Annotated in this window: 18 protein-coding genes; 9 read left to right on the top strand and 9 right to left on the bottom strand. The window is 71.3% G+C overall.

Translation table 11 applies throughout. The features are described 5' to 3' along the window. Positions 1-2: 2 nt before the first annotated feature. Positions 3-1,520 (top strand): glycoside hydrolase family 3 protein, encoded by a 1,518-nt coding sequence (locus ACFVGW_RS28040; RefSeq protein WP_385853898.1) that lies wholly within the window; start codon positions 3-5, stop codon positions 1,518-1,520. 81 nt (positions 1,521-1,601) lie between these two features. On the opposite strand, the gene nagB is transcribed toward ACFVGW_RS28040, so the two are convergent. After that, the gene (gene nagB, locus ACFVGW_RS28035) at positions 1,602-2,387 is read right to left on the bottom strand and encodes a glucosamine-6-phosphate deaminase (RefSeq protein ID WP_385853897.1); all 786 of its coding nucleotides are present in this window, start codon (positions 2,385-2,387) and stop codon (positions 1,602-1,604) included. A gap of 547 nt (positions 2,388-2,934) precedes the next feature. Between nagB and ACFVGW_RS28030 the strand changes: the two genes are divergently transcribed. Continuing rightward, positions 2,935-4,401, top strand: coding sequence for a sensor histidine kinase (locus tag ACFVGW_RS28030; protein WP_383228461.1), 1,467 nt, complete (start codon positions 2,935-2,937; stop codon positions 4,399-4,401). Positions 4,402-4,551: 150 nt separating this feature from the next. On the opposite strand, the gene ACFVGW_RS28025 is transcribed toward ACFVGW_RS28030, so the two are convergent. Further along, the gene (locus ACFVGW_RS28025) at positions 4,552-4,809 is read right to left on the bottom strand and encodes a WhiB family transcriptional regulator (protein ID WP_003953983.1); all 258 of its coding nucleotides are present in this window, start codon (positions 4,807-4,809) and stop codon (positions 4,552-4,554) included. A gap of 317 nt (positions 4,810-5,126) precedes the next feature. Next, positions 5,127-6,095 carry a diacylglycerol/lipid kinase family protein gene (locus ACFVGW_RS28020; protein WP_383228444.1) on the bottom strand — a complete coding sequence of 323 codons (969 nt, stop codon included), beginning with the start codon at positions 6,093-6,095 and terminating at the stop codon, positions 5,127-5,129. A 117-nt stretch (positions 6,096-6,212) separates the two neighbouring features. Between ACFVGW_RS28020 and ACFVGW_RS28015 the strand changes: the two genes are divergently transcribed. Beyond that, complete coding sequence (locus ACFVGW_RS28015) at positions 6,213-6,626, top strand: hypothetical protein (RefSeq protein ID WP_352186993.1); 414 nt, start codon at positions 6,213-6,215, stop codon at positions 6,624-6,626. Between the two features lie 56 nt (positions 6,627-6,682). Here ACFVGW_RS28015 and ACFVGW_RS28010 read toward each other — a convergent pair whose 3' ends face one another. The 3 genes from ACFVGW_RS28010 to ACFVGW_RS28000 all read right to left on the bottom strand — a co-directional run bounded on the left by ACFVGW_RS28010 (position 6,683) and on the right by ACFVGW_RS28000 (position 8,660). Next, entirely contained in the window at positions 6,683-7,741 is a 1,059-nt protein-coding gene (locus ACFVGW_RS28010) for an RNA polymerase sigma factor SigF (RefSeq protein WP_385853896.1), read from the bottom strand. Further along, positions 7,738-8,151, bottom strand: coding sequence for an anti-sigma regulatory factor (locus tag ACFVGW_RS28005; RefSeq protein WP_352186995.1), 414 nt, complete (start codon positions 8,149-8,151; stop codon positions 7,738-7,740). The genes ACFVGW_RS28010 and ACFVGW_RS28005 overlap by 4 nt, the downstream gene beginning before the upstream one ends. Positions 8,152-8,399: 248 nt before the next feature. Next, complete coding sequence (locus ACFVGW_RS28000) at positions 8,400-8,660, bottom strand: UBP-type zinc finger domain-containing protein (protein WP_352186996.1); 261 nt, start codon at positions 8,658-8,660, stop codon at positions 8,400-8,402. A 47-nt stretch (positions 8,661-8,707) separates the two neighbouring features. On the opposite strand from ACFVGW_RS28000, the gene ACFVGW_RS27995 reads away from it, so the two are divergent. After that, the gene (locus ACFVGW_RS27995; RefSeq protein WP_385853895.1) at positions 8,708-10,303 is read left to right on the top strand and encodes a Na+/H+ antiporter; all 1,596 of its coding nucleotides are present in this window, start codon (positions 8,708-8,710) and stop codon (positions 10,301-10,303) included. Between the two features lie 33 nt (positions 10,304-10,336). On the opposite strand, the gene ACFVGW_RS27990 is transcribed toward ACFVGW_RS27995, so the two are convergent. Both ACFVGW_RS27990 and ACFVGW_RS27985 read right to left on the bottom strand, forming a co-directional pair. After that, the gene (locus ACFVGW_RS27990) at positions 10,337-11,230 is read right to left on the bottom strand and encodes a 1-aminocyclopropane-1-carboxylate deaminase/D-cysteine desulfhydrase (RefSeq protein ID WP_385853894.1); all 894 of its coding nucleotides are present in this window, start codon (positions 11,228-11,230) and stop codon (positions 10,337-10,339) included. Between the two features lie 29 nt (positions 11,231-11,259). Next, positions 11,260-11,850, bottom strand: coding sequence for an N-acetylmuramoyl-L-alanine amidase (locus ACFVGW_RS27985; protein WP_352186999.1), 591 nt, complete (start codon positions 11,848-11,850; stop codon positions 11,260-11,262). Between the two features lie 278 nt (positions 11,851-12,128). Between ACFVGW_RS27985 and ACFVGW_RS27980 the strand changes: the two genes are divergently transcribed. Beyond that, complete coding sequence (locus ACFVGW_RS27980; protein WP_383228448.1) at positions 12,129-13,544, top strand: family 2B encapsulin nanocompartment shell protein; 1,416 nt, start codon at positions 12,129-12,131, stop codon at positions 13,542-13,544. A gap of 101 nt (positions 13,545-13,645) precedes the next feature. Next, a complete protein-coding gene (locus tag ACFVGW_RS27975; RefSeq protein WP_385853893.1) occupies positions 13,646-14,689 on the top strand; it encodes a family 2 encapsulin nanocompartment cargo protein polyprenyl transferase in 1,044 nt (347 codons plus the stop codon). Here the strand turns inward: ACFVGW_RS27975 and ACFVGW_RS27970 are convergent. After that, a complete protein-coding gene (locus ACFVGW_RS27970) occupies positions 14,670-15,269 on the bottom strand; it encodes a TetR/AcrR family transcriptional regulator (RefSeq protein WP_385853892.1) in 600 nt (199 codons plus the stop codon). The two genes, ACFVGW_RS27975 and ACFVGW_RS27970, sit on opposite strands and share 20 nt — an antisense overlap. Positions 15,270-15,398: 129 nt before the next feature. On the opposite strand from ACFVGW_RS27970, the gene ACFVGW_RS27965 reads away from it, so the two are divergent. Genes ACFVGW_RS27965 through ACFVGW_RS27955 form a run of 3 tightly spaced genes read left to right on the top strand, consistent with a single transcriptional unit; the run spans position 15,399 to position 16,838 of the window. Continuing rightward, positions 15,399-15,980, top strand: a complete 582-nt coding sequence (locus tag ACFVGW_RS27965; protein WP_385853891.1) for a dihydrofolate reductase family protein — start codon at positions 15,399-15,401, stop codon at positions 15,978-15,980. 27 nt (positions 15,981-16,007) lie between these two features. Next, positions 16,008-16,349, top strand: coding sequence for a hypothetical protein (locus ACFVGW_RS27960; protein WP_385853890.1), 342 nt, complete (start codon positions 16,008-16,010; stop codon positions 16,347-16,349). A gap of 42 nt (positions 16,350-16,391) precedes the next feature. Continuing rightward, positions 16,392-16,838, top strand: coding sequence for a DUF6304 family protein (locus ACFVGW_RS27955; RefSeq protein WP_385853889.1), 447 nt, complete (start codon positions 16,392-16,394; stop codon positions 16,836-16,838). Positions 16,839-16,884 lie beyond the last annotated feature (46 nt).

Genomic DNA, 16,884 nt, shown 5'->3' with positions numbered 1-16,884 from the left:
CCATGACCACAGTCGCAACCGCCTCGGACACCCTGACCCGTGACGCGCTCACGGTGCTCCAGCCCGGATTCCTCGGCACCACCGCGCCCGACTGGCTGCTCCGCAGGATCGGCGAAGGGCTCTCCTCGGTCGGACTCTTCGGCCGCAACATCGCCTCCCCCGAGCAGCTCGCCGCGCTCACCGCGCGGCTGCGGGCCGAGCGCGACGACGTCCTGGTCGCCATCGACGAGGAGGGCGGGGACGTCACCCGCCTGGAGGTCCGCCACGGCTCCTCCTTCCCCGGCAACTACGCGCTCGGCGCGGTCGACGACGTCGACCTCACCCGCGCCGTCGCCGAGGAGCTCGGACGCCGGCTCGCCGCCTGCGGGGTCGACCTCAACTGGGCCCCGTCGGCCGACGTGAACTCCAACGCGGACAACCCCGTCATCGGCGTCCGGTCCTTCGGCGCCGGCCCCGATCTGGTCGCCCGGCACACCGTGGCGTACGTCGAGGGCCTCCAGGCCGTCGGCGTCGCCGCCTGCACCAAACACTTCCCCGGGCACGGCGACACGAACGTCGACTCGCACCACGCGATGCCCCGGATCGATGTGGACCTCGCCACACTGCACGCCCGTGAGCTGGTACCTTTCCGCGCCGCCATCGCCGCGGGTACCAAAGCAGTCATGAGCGCGCATATCCTTCTCTCCGCGCTCGACCCGGACCGCCCGGCGACCCTGAGCCCGCAGATCCTCACCGGTCTGCTGCGCCAGGAGCTGGGCTTCGATGGGCTGATCGTCACCGATGGCATGGAGATGCAGGCCATCGCGTCGACGTACGGCATCGAGCGTGGATCCGTCCTCGCGATCGCCGCGGGCGCCGACGCCATCTGCGTCGGCGGCGGGCTGGCCGACGAGGACACCGTACTGCGGCTGCGTGACGCGCTGGTCGCAGCGGTACGGACCGGTGAACTGCCCGAGGAGCGGCTGGCGGACGCCGCGGCGCGGGTACGCGCCCTGGCGTCCTGGACCCAGGCGCACCGGGCCAGGGGGGCTGTTCCGGGGCCGGGCGCGGCAGTGCAGGAGGGGACCGCGCCCGGCACCGAGATCGGACTCGTCGCGGCACGCCGGGCCCTGTCGGTCACGACGGGGGAGCGGCCCTGGGCGCCGGTCACCGACGCCCCCTACGTCGCCGCCTTCACCCCGGTCGCCAACATCGCCGTGGGCGACGAGACGCCCTGGGGCGTCGCGGCGGAGCTGGAGCGGCTGCTGCCCGGCACCGAGACCGGCGCATACGACGAGCCGTCGGTGGACGCCGTGCTCGCCGCCGCGGGGGAGCGCCGGATCGTCGCGGTCGTACGGGACGCCCACCGGCACCCGTGGATGACCGAGGCCCTGGACGCCCTGCTGGCGGCCCGCCCGGACACCGTCGTGGTGGAGATGGGCCTGAACCAGGCCGAGCCCCGGGGAGCGCTGCACATCGCCACGCACGGCGCGGCCCGGGTCTGCGGCCGCGCGGCGGCGGAGGCCATCGCCGGGGTCTGAGACCGGAACGCCAAGGGGCCCGGCACCTGAACCAGGTGCCGGGCCCCTTCGCCGTACCCCGGGGAGTACGGCCGGTGCCCGCTAGATGCCCTGCCAGGAGGGCTTGTTGGCGAAGGTGTGGCGGAAGTAGTCCGCGAGCTTCAGCTTGGACGCTGCGGCCTCGTCCACGACGACCGTGGCGTGCGGGTGGAGCTGCAGCGCGGACGCCGGCACGAGCGCGGCGACCGGACCCTCGACGGTCTGGGCCACGGCGTCGGCCTTGCCCTCGCCGGTGGCCAGGAGAACCAGGTGACGGGCCTCCAGGATGGTGCCGATGCCCTGGGTGATGACGTGGTGCGGCACCTGCTCGATGTCGTTCTCGAAGAAGCGCGCGTTGTCGACACGGGTCTGCTCGGTGAGCGTCTTGATCCGCGTCCGCGAGGCGAGCGACGAGCAGGGCTCGTTGAAGCCGATGTGGCCGTCGGTGCCGATGCCGAGGATCTGCAGGTCGACCCCGCCGGCGGCGCGCAGGGCCTGGTCGTAGGCCTCGCAGGCCGCCTGGACGTCCTCGGCCGAGCCGTCGGGGCCCATGAAGGCGCCCTCAGAGAGCCCGAGCGGCTCGACGACCTGGCGCAGCACGGTGGAGCGGTACGACTCCGGGTGCCCGGTGGGCAGTCCGACGTACTCGTCCAGCTGGGCGATCCGGGCGCGCGAGGCGTCCACGGAACCGGCCTTGACCTGGGCGATCAGGGCTTCGTAGATGGGCAGCGGAGTCGAGCCGGTGGCAACGCCGAGCAGCGCGTCGGGCTTGCGGCGCAGGAGGCCGGCGATGCCGTCCGCGATGAGCTCTCCGCCTGCCGTGGCGTCCGGGACGATGACAACTTCCACGCTGTGCCTGCCGATCTGGTGAGGGGCCTGGTGGTATAGACCAATCGAAGTTCAAATCTAGCAGAGCGGAGCCCGTCCGCTCAGGCCCTTCCCGACTCGTGGACGGGTGCGCGTGGGCGACCTCGGCGCCCCTCTCAATCGTCGAACGGCCCGCGTCGCGCAGCCACCGGAGACGTGCCTCGCGGCAGGACGGGCGGGAGATGTCACCGGCCCGGAAACACCCACGGGCTACGGCGCCCGACGGGACCCTCAACCCGTCCGGCACCGCAGCCCGGAGTTGCCCGGCCGAGGATGTGCGGTCCCGCGGCCGTTGATGGGAGGTCTCGGCGCAGTCAGGGCAGAGAGCGCCGATCCTCTCGTCCGCCCTCCTGTGCGGGGAGGGCGGAGGTATTCACAAGAACACTGCTCCGCCATTGTGGACTAGACCATTCTCGTCTGTCCATCCATCGGCAAGGCTGCGTTCCCGGTCCATCCTCCAACACGAAGCCCGGGAGATCCAGGTTCATCGCCCACCGATTCCGCGGGTACGCTCGCTCATGTGCCCTCCATGAACGACCTCGTCCGCCAGCACACCGCTCTGAGTGAGTCCGACCTCGAGTGGCTCCACCTGCTGGTCTCGGAGTGGCAGCTGCTCTCCGACCTCTCCTTCGCCGACCTCGTTCTCTGGGTCCCCACCCTGGACGGCACACGCTACGTCTCCGTGGCGCAGATGCGGCCCAACACCGGGCCGACCTCCTACCAGGACGACATGGTGGGCCATCTGGTTCCGCGCGGCCGCCGCCCGCTGCTCGACGCGGCCCTCGACGAGGGCCGGATCGTGCGCGAGGGCGACCCGGAGTGGCGTGAGGAGGTCCCCGTACGGGTCGAGTCCATCCCCGTACGCCGTGAGGGCCGCGTCCTCGGTGTCATCGCCAGGAACACCAACCTGCTCACCGTGCGGACCCCCTCCCGCCTGGAGCTCACCTACCTCCAGTCCGCCTCCGACCTGGCCCAGATGATCGCCGCCGGGACCTTCCCCTTCCCCGGCGAGGCGGTCGACATGGACTCCTCGCCGCGGGCCGGCGACGGACTGATCAGGCTCGACGCCGACGGCATCGTCCAGTACGCCTCGCCCAACGCCCTCTCCGCGTACCACCGGCTCGGCCTGGCCGCCGACCTCGTCGGCCAGCACCTCGGCCAGATCACCGCCGAACTCGCCCCCTCCCGTGGCCCCGTCGACGAGGCCCTGGTCAAGCTCGCCTCCGGCTACGCGCCGCGCGAGGCCGAGGTCGAGGGCAACGGCGGTGTGATCCAGCTCCGGGCGATCCCGCTCAAGCCCAAGGGCACCCGCATCGGTTCACTCGTCCTCCTCCGTGACGTCACCGAACTGCGCCGCCGCGAGCGAGAGTTGATCACCAAGGACGCGACCATCCGGGAGATCCACCACCGGGTGAAGAACAACCTGCAGACCGTCGCCGCGCTCCTGCGTCTCCAGGCGCGCCGGATGGACTCGGACCGCGGGCGGGAGGCCCTCAACGAGGCCGTGCGCAGGGTCGGTTCGATCGCCATCGTGCACGAGACGCTGTCCCAGAACCTGGACGAGCGGGTGGAGTTCGACGAGATCGCCGACCGCGTGATCGCGATGGTCGCGGAGATCTCCCCGGGCAAGGTGTCCTGCCGGCGCAACGGCCGCTTCGGCATCCTCGACGCCGAGGTGGCCACCCCGCTCTCGATGGTCCTCACCGAGATCCTGCAGAACGCCCTGGAGCACGCCTTCGCGCAGGGGGAGACCGGCACCGTCGAGGTCACGGCCGTCCGGGGCGAACCCCGCGCCGACGCCCGGCTGCTGATCACGGTCAAGGACGACGGCCGAGGTCTGCCCGAGGGCTTCGACCCCCAGCGCGCCGGCAACCTCGGTCTGCAGATCGTACGGACCCTGGTGGAAGGGGAGTTGGGCGGCACGTTCGACATGCAGCCGGGTGCGGAGCGCGGCACGAAGGTCGTGCTCGACATCCCCGTGCGCTCCCAGAAGTAGCCCGCGCGAGCGGGCACACAGCAGCGAGCCCCGGACCGAAGGAGTCGGTCCGGGGCTCGAATGCTGTGGGTTACTGCTGCGCGCTGCGGCTCGGGAGCGGTGATTGCGTACGCGATGTACGCGCCGCCTGCCTCAGGCTATTCAGGGTGTTCAGGCGCTCGCGTTACGCGCCCGGTTGCGAGCGGCACGGCGCTTCATCGCGCGGCGCTCGTCCTCGCTGAGGCCACCCCAGACGCCGGAGTCCTGGCCGGACTCGAGCGCCCACTGCAGGCACTGCTCCATGACGGGGCAGCGGCGGCAGACGGCCTTGGCTTCCTCGATCTGCAGCAGCGCAGGACCGGTGTTGCCGATGGGGAAGAACAGCTCGGGGTCTTCCTCACGACAAACGGCGTTGTGACGCCAGTCCATGGCTGCTACCTCTCTGAGTGTTACAAGCTGGTTGCTTGTGAATGTGAACGCTTTCACGAATCCCCCCGTAAGTGAAGGGCCGACTGCCAGATGAACTGGTGTGGTCCTTGGACTGAGGAGGGGTTCTGGCTCTCAGTGGAGGCCGGTCTTGCGGGCCGTCCCGATCGCCAAGAAGAGACTCGCAAACCTCGGCAGCGGATACAACCCCTTCCGGAAAGTTTTTTTTGATTCCTCGGTGTCGACTAGGTCACAGCCGTACTTCTAAGGGGTGGATGGCAGCCTAAACGTTCGAGTGAAAGGACTTTGGGCCCTTCCGCTCACACAATCACACGCAGTGCACGGCGAACGCCTGTGAACGTCACGCTGGTACGCAGTCCGAGGTGGTCTCCGTCCATCTGAAGGGGGAGCGGAACCTTCGAATGCAAGGTGAAGTCGGTGAGGTCGTGAAGAGTCAGGGCGTGCTTGCCGTGCGGGCCGCGCTCGGGGCTGGAAGTGAGCAGCTGAGTGGCGTACCGGGCCACCGCGGGAGCCGAGAGCCGGCTCAGTCCGAGCACGTCGAGGGCCGTCTCGAACGAGGCCTCCGGAGACGCGTACACCGGACGATTGCCCAGGTAGGTCCAGGGGGAGGTGTTGCAGATTATGGAGAGGACCAGGTCCTCGACCGGCTCCTCGCCGGGGCGGGACAGGGTGATCGTTCCGTGCCGGCGGTTCGGCTCCTCCAGGAACTGGCGGAACACCTGCCGGAGGTAGAGCGCGTGCGTGGATCTCTTGCCGCGTTCCCGTTGCTGTTCGACTCGCCCGATGACACTGGCGTCGAATCCGAACCCGGCGCAGAACGTGAACCAGCGGGACGGGACCCCTTCGTCCTCCGTCCCCGGCGTACCGGAGGCAAGCCCGAGGCTCACTGTGCGTGCACGGCGCTCACGGAGCGCGTCGAGCAGCGCCCCCGTCGCCTCGACGGCGTCGTTGGGCAGTCCGAGCGCGCGGGCGAAGACGTTGGTCGAGCCGCCGGGGACGATCGCGAGACCCGGCAGCCGGTCCGGATCCGGCCCGTCGTGGAGCAGTCCGTTGACGACCTCGTTCACCGTGCCGTCGCCACCGAGGGCGACGACCAGCTCGATGTCCTCGGACTCGGCGGCCCGCCGGCCGAGGTCGCGGGCGTGCCCGCGGTACTCGGTGGTGACGGCCTCCAGCTTCATCTCGCTCGCGAGGGCGTGGATGAGGACGTCACGCGTGCGGGCACTGGTGGTGGTGGCTGCCGGATTGACCACAAGAAGTGCGCGCATGGCCGCCAGCGTACCTACCCGGCGGTACCGATCCCAGTCGTGGCCACCTGGCGGACGCCACCGCGGGACGGCCCCTGACCCACGGAGCGCCGGCCCGGCCCCGCTACCCTGCCTGGTATGAGCAGTACGGAGCAGACCCCCCGACCCGTCCGGCTGACCGCGGCCGCGGCGGTGGCCGGAATCGAAGCCCTCGCCCTGGTGGCCGGGGGCTTGTACGTGCTCGTGACGGCGTTCACCGGCGACCCGGACGGGCTGACGCAGGCCCTGATGGGCGGCGTGACGCTGATCGCGCTCGGTCTGATCCCGGGGGCCGCGGCCCGCGGACTGCTGCTGCGGCGGAGCTGGAGCCGAGGGCCGGCGATCATCACCCAGATCCTGGCGCTGCCGGTCGCCTGGCAGCTCCTCCAGGCGAACAGCGCCATGATCCCGGCCGGCATCGCCCTCGCGGCCCTCGCCGTCGGCGGACTGGTCCTCCTCGTGAACCCCGCGACGACCGAGGCGCTGGGCATCGGCCGTCGCGGCGAGGCGTGACGGCGGGCGAGGCGTGACGGCGGTCGTCCTCGACCGCCGCTCCCCGGCCTCCCCGGCTACTCCTCGACGAGCAGCTTCTCCCGCAGCTGGGCCAGCGTGCGGGCCAGCAGCCGGGAGACGTGCATCTGCGAGATGCCGACCTCCTGCGCGATCTGCGACTGGGTCATGTTGCCGAAGAACCGCAGCAGCAGGATCCGCTTCTCCCGCGGCGGCAGGTCCTCCAGGAGCGGCTTGAGCGACTCCCGGTACTCGACCCCCTCCAGGGCCTCGTCCTCCGCGCCGAGGGTGTCGGCCACCGCGGGGGACTCGTCGTCCGTGTCCGGCACGTCCAGCGAGAGCGTCGAGTAGGCGTTCGCCGACTCCAGGCCCTCCAGGACCTCCTCCTCCGAGATCCCGAGCCGCTCGGCGAGCTCGTGCACGGTCGGCGAGCGGCCGTGCAGCTGGGACAGCTCCGCCGTCGCCGTCGTCAGCGAGAGCCGCAGCTCCTGCAGCCGGCGCGGCACGCGCACCGCCCAGCCCTTGTCCCGGAAGTGCCGCTTGATCTCGCCCACGACCGTCGGCGTCGCGTACGTCGAGAACTCGACTCCGCGCTCCGGGTCGAAGCGGTCCACCGACTTGATCAGACCGATCGTCGCGACCTGCGTGAGGTCGTCGAGCGGCTCGCCCCGGTTGCGGAACCGCCGGGCCAGGTGCTCGACCAGCGGCAGGTGCATCCGTACCAGCTGATTGCGCAGCTCCGCCTTCTCCGGGGAACCCTCCGGGAGTTTGCGCAGCTCGACGAAGAGCGCCCGCGCCCCGCTCCGGTCGTGCGGATCCGGGGTCTCGCGCGACTCGGAGACCTCCGGGGCCGCGGAGTCCTCGGACGCCTCATGGACCTCCGCGACCTCTGAGGTCTCGGCGGCCTCGGCGGACTGGGGGGCCTCGGTGGTCCCGGGGGCCCCCGTGGCCTCGGAGGACACGGCGTTCTCCGCCTCCTCGACGTCCTTGAGGACCTCGTTGTGCTGCTCGTGCTCGCTCATCTGGACCGCCTGCTCCGTAGCGACCTCGACCCCGACCTCCGGATGCGGCCGCGCCTGCTGCTCAGGGATGCCGGCCGTCGCGTCCCCGCTCCTCACGCCGGGCCTGGCCCCGCGCCGCGCTGTTTGTACAGGCTGATGGAGACGGTCCTGTCGTCCGCGACGGACGACTCGACCTTCCCGGCCAGCGCGGAGAGCACCGTCCAGGCGAAGGTGTCCCGCTCCGGAGCCCGCCCGTCCGTCGTCGGCGCCGAGACCGTCACGTCCAGGGAGTCGTCCACGAGGCGGAAGACACAGCTGAGGACGGAGCCCGGTACGGCCTGCTGGAGCAGGATGGCGCACGCCTCGTCGACCGCGATCCGCAAGTCCTCGATCTCGTCGAGGGTGAAGTCCAAGCGTGCCGCGAGGCCGGCCGTGGCCGTACGCAGCACGGACAGGTAGGCACCCGCAGCGGGCAGCCGGACTTCCACGAAGTCCTGGGACCCGGGCTCGCCTGCGATCTGGGACACCCTCACCTCCAAGGTGGCACAAGCTCATTCGGGGTTCGGGGGAGAAAGCCCCCCGAACCGGGCGGTACGCAGTCGGTTGCGCAATCCGCCGTGACGCTATCGCGATCCATGCTGCCGTGTCGCCGTGGGACCCGGTCGGGACCCCGCCCCCGTCTGTCACTCATGGTAAGGCCATGAGTACGGACAGTGGCTAGAGGTCTGCGGGGCCCAATTGCGAGCGACCGGCGGAGGATTGTCGTACCCACCCCTCAGACGATCGAACCGTCCACGAAACACCACCGCCAGCGCTCGTTCCGCTCGAAGGTCCGCATCACCGGGTGGCCGGTGGTCGAGAAGTGCCCGCTGGCGTGCCGCCCCGCCGAGGAGTCGCAGCACCCCACGTGCCCACAGCTCAGACAGAGCCGCAGCTGGACGGGGTGCGTGCCGTCGGCCAGGCACTCGGGACAGGTGTCGGTCAGCGGCGCCGGTTCGGGGCGCGGCATTTCGGCAACGTGAGGACACTCGCTCATGATGGCCAGGTTACGTGCTGGAACGAGCCGGGGACGGGGACGTAGGGATGGACGCACTGCAGCTGGTGGGACTCGTCGCGGCGAGCGCCGCGGTGGCCGGAGCGGCCCGCAGGACGCCGGTGCCCGCGCCGCTGCTCCTGGTGGCCGCCGGCCTCGCCGCCTCGTACGTGCCCGGCGTCCCGGACTACACGCTCGACCCGCACATCATCCTCCCGCTCATCCTGCCCCCGCTCCTCTACACGGCCGCGGTGGACTCCTCGTACCTCGACCTGAGGGCCAACATCCGGCCCGTCGCCCTGCTCTCGGTCGGGTACGTCCTCTTCGCCACCGTGGCGGTCGGCTGGCTCGCGTACGTCCTCGTCCCGGACCTGCCGCTGACCGCCGCCCTCGTGCTCGGCGCGGTCGTCGCACCGCCGGACGCGGTCGCGGCGACCGCGATCGCCCGCAAGCTGGGCCTGCCGAACCGGATCACCACCATCCTCCAGGGCGAGTCCCTGGTGAACGACGCCACCGCCATCACGGCCTTCAAGGTCGCGCTCGCCGCGGCGGTCGGCGAGGGCATCAGCTGGGCCGGCGGCATCGGCGAGTTCGCGCTAGCGGCGGTCGGCGGCATCGGCGTGGGCCTGGTCCTGATGGCCCCGATCCACTGGCTCCGCTGCCGGCTCGGCGAGCCGCTGCTGCAGAACACCCTCTCGCTGCTGATCCCCTTCGTCGCCTACGCGGCGGCCGAGCAGGTCGGCGCCTCCGGAGTCCTCGCCGTGGTCGTCGTCGGCCTCTTCCTCGGACACCGCAACTGGCAGGTGGACTTCGCGACCCGCATCCAGGAGGAGGCCGTGTGGAAGATGGTCGCCTTCATCCTGGAGTCCGCCGTCTTCGCGCTCATCGGCCTGCAGCTGCCGTACGTCGTCCAGGGCCTCGGGCGGTACGGGATCGGCGAGGCGGCCGCGTACGCCCTCGGGGTCTTCGTGGCCGTGGTCGTCGTCCGCTTCGTCTGGGTCTACCCCGCCACCTTCCTGCCGCGCTGGATGTCGCAGCGGATCAGGGAACGGGAACCGGGAGTGGACTGGCGGGCGCCGCTGATCGTCGGCTGGGCAGGCATGCGCGGTGTGGTCTCCCTGGCCATCGCCTTCTCCATCCCGCTCGCGACGCACGGCGAGGAGTTCCCCGCCCGCAACCTCGTCCTCTTCCTCACCTTCACCACCGTGATCGGGACGCTCGTGGTCCAGGGCCTCACCCTGCCGCCCCTGATCCGCCTCCTGAAGCTCCCCGGCCGCGACACGTACGCGGAGACCCTGGCCGAGGCGCAGGCCCAGAGCGAGGCCTCCCAGGCTGCGGAGGAACGCCTCGACGCGCTGCTGAGCGACGAACGCAACGCCCTGCCGCAGCCGCTGGCCGACCGGCTCCGCGCGGTCATGGAACGGCGCCGCAACGCGGTGTGGGAACGCCTCGGCGCCGTCAACGAGGTGACGGGCGAGACGGCGGACGACACCTACCGCCGGCTCGCCGGGGAGGTGCTCGAGGCCGAGCGCGAAGTGTTCGTCCGGCTCAGGGACGAGCGCCGCATCGACGACGAGATGCTCCGGACGCTGCTGCGCCGCCTCGACCTGGAGGAGGCGGCGGCGTACCGGGAGGAGGGAGCCTGAGGGAGGGGCATCCCACAGGGCCCCGCGGCCCCGTCACTGCGGGGCGCCCGTGATCACCGCCGCGACGGTCGTACCCGGGGCGAACGCGCCCTCCTCGGCCAGGGCGACAAGTCCGTAGAGCATTTTGGCGACATACAGCCGCTCGACGGCGAGTCCGTGCCACGCTTCGAACTCCCGGGCGAACGCGTCGAGATCCGGTGTCGTACGGGCGTAACCGCCGCCGTGGAAGCGCTCGTCGAGGTTCCACTCGCCGCGCGGGCCGCCGAACGCGGCCACCTGGAGGGCGCGTATCTCCGCGCCCAGGAAACCGCCCTTGAGGACCGGAATGCCGAGCGCCCGCTGCCCGGGGCCCAGGCCGGCCGCCAGGCCCGCGAGCGTGCCCCCCGTGCCGCAGGCGACGGCGACGACGTCGGCCGCCCCGCGCAGCTCGCGACCGAGCTCCACGCAGCCTTCGACGGCGAGCGCGTTGCTGCCGCCCTCCGGGACGACGTACGTCCCCGGAGGGGACTGGGCGAGGAGTCCGGCCAGCACCTCGGGGTCCGCCTTGGCGCGGTACGTGGCGCGGTCCACGAACACCAGCCGCATCCCGTCCCGCGCGCACCGCGCCAGCGAGGGGTTCAGGGGGCGGTCGGCGAGCTCCTGCCCGCGGACGACCCCGATGGTCTCGAAGCCGAGCAGCCGTCCGGCGGCGGCCGTCGCGCGCAGGTGGTTGGAGTACGCGCCGCCGAAGGTGAGGACCGGACGGCCGTCGGCCGCCCGGAGGTTGAGCGCCAGCTTGCGCCACTTGTTGCCCGGCAGATCCGGATGGATCAGGTCGTCGCGCTTGAGCAGCAGCCGCAGGCCGCGCCGGGTGAAGCGCTCGTCCTCGACCGGCTCCAGGGGGGACGGGAGCCGGGGCCGCAGGCGGGCGAGGTCGAACGCGTTCACCCGGCCATTGTCTCCTCCGGGCCGCCCCGCTACCGCAGGCGCTCGCCGATCCGGGCGCGCATGGAGGCCATCGTGAAGCCGCGCGGGTCGACCTTCCCCGGCTGCCACTCCAGGTGGCCGATCACCGAGCGCTGGGTCCAGCCGTGCACCCGGCAGACCGCCGCGGCGGCCTTCTCGATGGCTTCCAGCTGGACCTTCGGCCACGGGTCCTTGCCGTCCCCGAGGTTCTCGCACTCGAAGCCGTAGAAGTGCCGGTTGCCGTCCGTGGTGGCCTCGTTGTCCGGAGGGAGGCGCTTCTCCGCGATGACCGCCCTCAGGACCTCGTCGTCGCCGGCCCCGGCGTGGTTGGCGCGGCCGTAGCCGACGAGGTGGACCGTGCCGTCCTTGGCGATCACGCCGTGGCAGAGCGGCCCGGGAAGGGCCTCGTGGCCGTCCCGGCAGAGCCGGACGGTGTTCGCGGTTCCCCGGGTGACCGTGTGATGGATCATCACCCCGTGGACCGGGCCCCAGGGGCCCTTGTGGTTGCGGTTGTGCGTACGCCACTCGCCGACCTGGACGACCGAGAGGCCCTCGGCGCGGAGGGCGTCGAGGAACCTGCTCGCGGACATGGGTGAGGCCATGACCGCCTCCTTCGGGATAAGCGGAACGGGACGGGGCCGAAGCGCCCCCCTGGTATACGGAGTACCGGAGCGAATGACTCCGCGGCTATCCGTTCGGCCGGTGTGCGAGCCGATCCGGACACCGCGCCATGGGGCGGCCCGAGCTGCGCTGTTCGAGTGGAACCGAAGGGCATGCCCAGCCCGAAGCCGATCACTCCCACTCATTTGTGTAATGGCGCGCGCACTCTCCGTGCTGAAAGGCTTCCAGTCGCAGGTCATTCACATCGAGAGGGAGTTCCATGTCCGTTGGTTCGGTTGGCGACGAGGTCCGCGCGGCACAGACAGCCCCGCAGCAGAGTCTCGGTACCGCCGCCGCGCGGAACCTGGCCACGACCACCAAGTCCGCGCCCCAGATGCAGGAGATCACCTCCCGGTGGCTGCTGCGCACGTTGCCGTGGGTGCAGGTCCAGGGTGGTACCTACCGGGTGAACCGGAGGCTCAGCTACTCCGTCGGTGACGGCCGCGTCACCTTCGTGCAGACCGGAGAGCGTGTCGCGGTGATCCCCGCCGAACTCGGCGAACTCCCCGCGTTGCGTGGTTACGAGGACGAGGAGGCGCTCACCGAGCTCGCCTCGCGGTGCCGTCAGCGGGAGTACGCGCCGGGCGAGGTGATCGCCGCCGCCGGCGAGTCCGCCGACCGCGTCCACCTCCTGGCGCACGGCAAGATCGAGCAGATCGGCGAGGGGCCGTACGGCGACGAGGCGATCCTCGGCGTCCTCGCCGACGGTTCGTACTTCGGAGACAGCGCGCTGACCCACGCGGACGCCACGTGGGAGTGGACCGCCCGCGCGGCCACCGCCTGCACCGTCCTCGAACTGACCCGTGACGACGTGCGCAACCTGGCCGAGCGGGCCACCTCGCTCGCCGACCACCTCGCGAGCGTCGCCGCACTGCCCCACCAGCGCACCAACAAGTACGGCGAGGCCGAGATCGACCTCTCCGCCGGCCATGTCGGCGAGGCGACCGTCCCGCACACCTACGTGGACTACGACGCCTCGCCGCGCGAGTACGAACTCTCGGTCGCGCAGACGGTCCTGAAGGTCCACAGCAGGGTCGCCGACCTCTACAACCAGCCGATGAACCAGACCGAGCAGCAGTTGCGGCTCACGGTCGAGGCGCTGCGCGAGCGCCAGGAGCACGAGCTGATCAACAACCGCGAGTTCGGCCTGCTCTCCAACTGCGACTACGAGCAGCGCCTCCAGCCCCACGACGGCGTGCCCAGCCCGGACGACATGGACGAGCTCCTCTCGCGCCGCCGGGGCTCCAAGATGTTCCTCGCCCACCCGCGCGCCATCGCCGCCTTCGGGCGCGAGTGCAACCGGCGCGGCCTCGTCCCCGAGTCCATCGAGATCAACGGCAACCGGATCCCGACCTGGCGCGGGGTTCCGATCTACCCGTGCAACAAGATCCCGGTCTCGGACGCCCGGACCACCTCCATCATCTGTATGCGTACGGGCGAGTCCGAGCAGGGCGTGATCGGCCTGCACCAGACGGGCATCCCGGACGAGATCGAGCCGAGCCTCTCCGTCCGCTTCATGGGCATCGACGAGCAGGCGATCATCTCCTACCTGGTCACGGCCTACTACTCGGCGGCGGTCCTCGTGCCGGACGCCCTGGGAGTCCTGGAGAACGTGGAGGTCAGCCGCTGGCGCTGACGCGCCGGCCCTGGTGACCGTGACGGGGGCCGTGCCGACCCGCCCCCGTCACGGCCGCCGTACGGAGCACCGAGCCTTCGACGAAAGAGGGACCTGTGACCATGACTCGGGCGGACACCGTGGCCGACCCCCAGGACGCCGTGGCGCTTCTCGACCAGACGCGGAGCGTCGTCGATCCCCAACTGCGATCCACCATCGAGTCGTTACCGGGCGGCATACGGAAAGTCGCGATGTACCACTTCGGCTGGGAGCAGGCCGACGGCTCCCCGGCCGACGGCCGGACGGGCAAGGCGATCCGGCCCGCTCTGGTGCTCGCCGCCGCCCGCGCGCTCGGCGGCGACCCGGCGCCCGCGGTGCGGGCCGCCGCCGCGGTGGAGCTCGCACACAACTTCAGCCTGCTCCACGACGACATCGTGGACGAGGACCCGACCCGCCGGCACCGGCCCACGGCCTGGACGGTGTTCGGCATCCCCGAGGCGCTGATCGCGGGCGACGCCGTGCTCGCGCTCGCGCTGCGGCTGCTCTCCGAGGACGGACATCCGGCCGCGGCCGCCGCGTCGGCCCGGCTCGCGGCGTGTGTCATCGAGCTCTGCGCCGGCCAGCAGGCGGACTGCGCCTTCGAGCAGCGCGCGCCGCACGAGATCACGCTGGACGAGTGCGTGGCGATGGCCACCGCCAAGACCGGCGCCCTGCTCGGCTGCGCCTGCGCCCTCGGCGCGCTGTACGCGGGCGCGGGGGAGGAGGAGGTCGCGGCGATGGACGCGTTCGGCCGGGAGGCCGGGCTCGCGTTCCAGCTCATCGACGACCTGATCGGCATCTGGGGCGACCCGGAGCGCACGGGCAAGCCGGCCGGCGCGGATCTCGCCGCCCGCAAGAAGTCGCTGCCGGTGGTCGCGGCGCTCGCCTCCGGGACCGCGGCGGGGGAGGAGCTGGCCGAGCTCTACTCCCATAAGGAACTGGACACCCGGGCCGTACGGGCGGCGGCGGACGCCGTCGAGCGGGCGGGCGGCCGGGACTGGGCGCAGGCCCAGGCGGCCGACCGCATGGCCCGCGCCGTGCAGCAGCTCTCCCGGGCGGTCCCCGACCTGGCCGCGGCCGGGGATCTGCTCGCCCTGGCGGAGTTCGTCACCCGCCGGACGCGCTGACCGGTCGGTCCGCCGGGACGATCCGGCGGACCACGGTCTCGATGAGGTCGTCCAGTTCGCGGTCGTCGTGGAGCCCGGGGACCGTGAAGTGGTCGAAGAGCAGTCCGGTCAAGGCGAAGTAGAGCAGCCGGACGGTGTCCGCGTCGCCCGGCATCCGCCCTTCGAGGTGCAGGCGGATGTTGAGGTCGAGGTCGTGGCGCAGCACCTTCGTGAGCTGGTCGCGCAGTTCGGGGCGGCGGGTGGCCTCCAGACGGAGTTCGAAGAGTCCCAGATAGCAGGTGCGCTCGGCGGCCAGCCGCCGTGCGAGCCACCGCATCAGCTCCACGACCAGCTCCCGGCTGGGCTCGGGCCGCATGGCCGTGTCCACGGAGCCCGGCTCCGGGGTGAGCCGTACGAAGATCCGGTCCCCGACCTGGGAGAGCAGCTGGTCCCGGTCGGTGAAGTAGTTGGACGAGGTGCCCGTGGGCACACCCGCCCGGGCATCCACCGCTCGGAAGGTGAGCCCACGGGCACCTTCGTCCGCGAGGACCTCGATCGCCGCGTCGAGCAGCGCCGCACGCCGCTCGGGATTTCTCGCCACCGGACCTCCTGATTCCACTTCTCTACGGAAGATAGTCCTTGCGTAACCACTACAGGTGAAGCACTATAGCTGTCGTGGTTGCGAACGCGGCCGCACATCTCGGACATTCGACAGACGAAGAGGACCGGTTTGCGCAAGCTCACCTACTACATCGCGTGCAGCATCGACGGCTTCATCGGCGACCCGAAGGGGGATGCCACGTCCATGTACAAGTTCGTGGACGCGCCGTACTTGGAGTTCATGAACGAGGAGTACCCCGAGACCGTCCCCAGGCAGGGGCGCGAGGCTCTCGGGATCGACGCCGCCAACAAGCGGTTCGACACCGTCATCCAGGGCCTCGGCTCGTACCAGCTCGCCCTGGACATCGGCGTCACCAGCCCGTACGGGCACATGCGGGAGATCGTCGCGACCCGCTCGCTCACCGAGTCGCCCGACCCGAACGTCGAGCTGATCGCCGACGACCTGGTCGGCCGGGTCCGTGAGCTGAAGGCCGAGGACAGCCCGCTCGGCATCTGGCTCTGCGGCGGCTCCATCGTCGCCGGTGAGCTCATCGAGGAGATCGACGAGCTGATCATCAAGACGTACCCGCAGGTCTACGGCTCCGGTATGCCGATGTTCGGCGCCGGGTTCGAGCCCCGCGACTTCGAACTGGGCGCCGTGCGGACCTTCGACAACGGCGTGCTCGTCCGTACGTACACCAGGAAGCGGTGACCAGGGGCGCGCCCTACCCTGGGAGGTATGGGCAGCGAAACCCCGCGTACGGTACGGGACCCGCAGGCCACGCCCACATGCACGGCCTGCGGACGTTCTCTCGGCATCGTCGCGAAGCGGCACAAGGTCCTCGGGGCCTGGGTGCCGGAGTGGGAAGTGCAGCCGTGCCGTAACCCGCGGTGCGCGCTCTACGTCCGGCCCGAGTACGCCGAAGGCGAGGGCGACGAGCCCGCCGACGACGCGGGGGAGACCGCGGGCGCGGTGGCGAACGGTGTTCCCGCGGGGGTCGCCGAGGACGGCACGGAAGCCGCTACCCCGCACGTGACCGGCAAGAACGGCGAGACCGGGAGAAGTCCGGCCACAGGGTGACCGGCCGCGCGAAGAAGCCGGTCAGACCGCTACAGTCCGCGCATGTCATCGGAGTCGACGGAAGTCTGGACCGGCTGGTACCGGGACCGCAACGGCGCGGAAGCGATCGTGATCACGGTGGACGGACGGCAGGTGTCCGCCCGCATCAGGGGAGTCGAGTACACGGGCGCGAGCTTCGCCGCCCTGCGCGCCGCGGATGCGGCGGTTGTTGCGGATGCGGCGGAGAAAAGCGGCGAGACCCTCACCGGCTGCGTCCTGGAATGGGACCTGCCGCTCCCCGTCGTGGTGGACGGTGCCGCCCAGCAGGCCACCCTCAGCTGCCTGCTGACGCTCGGCGAGCGGGCGGACCTGAGCCTGACGCTGCACTACGGCGGGACGGCCTACGAGTCGGGCATCGCGGGCGGTGACTTCGAGGAGGCGCTCCACCGGGTGAGGCGCCAGCTGCCGGAGGGTGCGGTGTTCGGCCGCCGGCTGCTGCAGGCGGCCTGACGGGAGAGACCGCCGGGTGGCGAGGCCCGGCGGTCCGGCGAGGCCG

Origin of the sequence: Streptomyces sp. NPDC127129, from assembly GCF_042671585.1 — a bacterium.
GTDB lineage: Bacteria > Actinomycetota > Actinomycetes > Streptomycetales > Streptomycetaceae > Streptomyces.
This window is presented reverse-complemented; position numbering and strand designations above follow the sequence as displayed.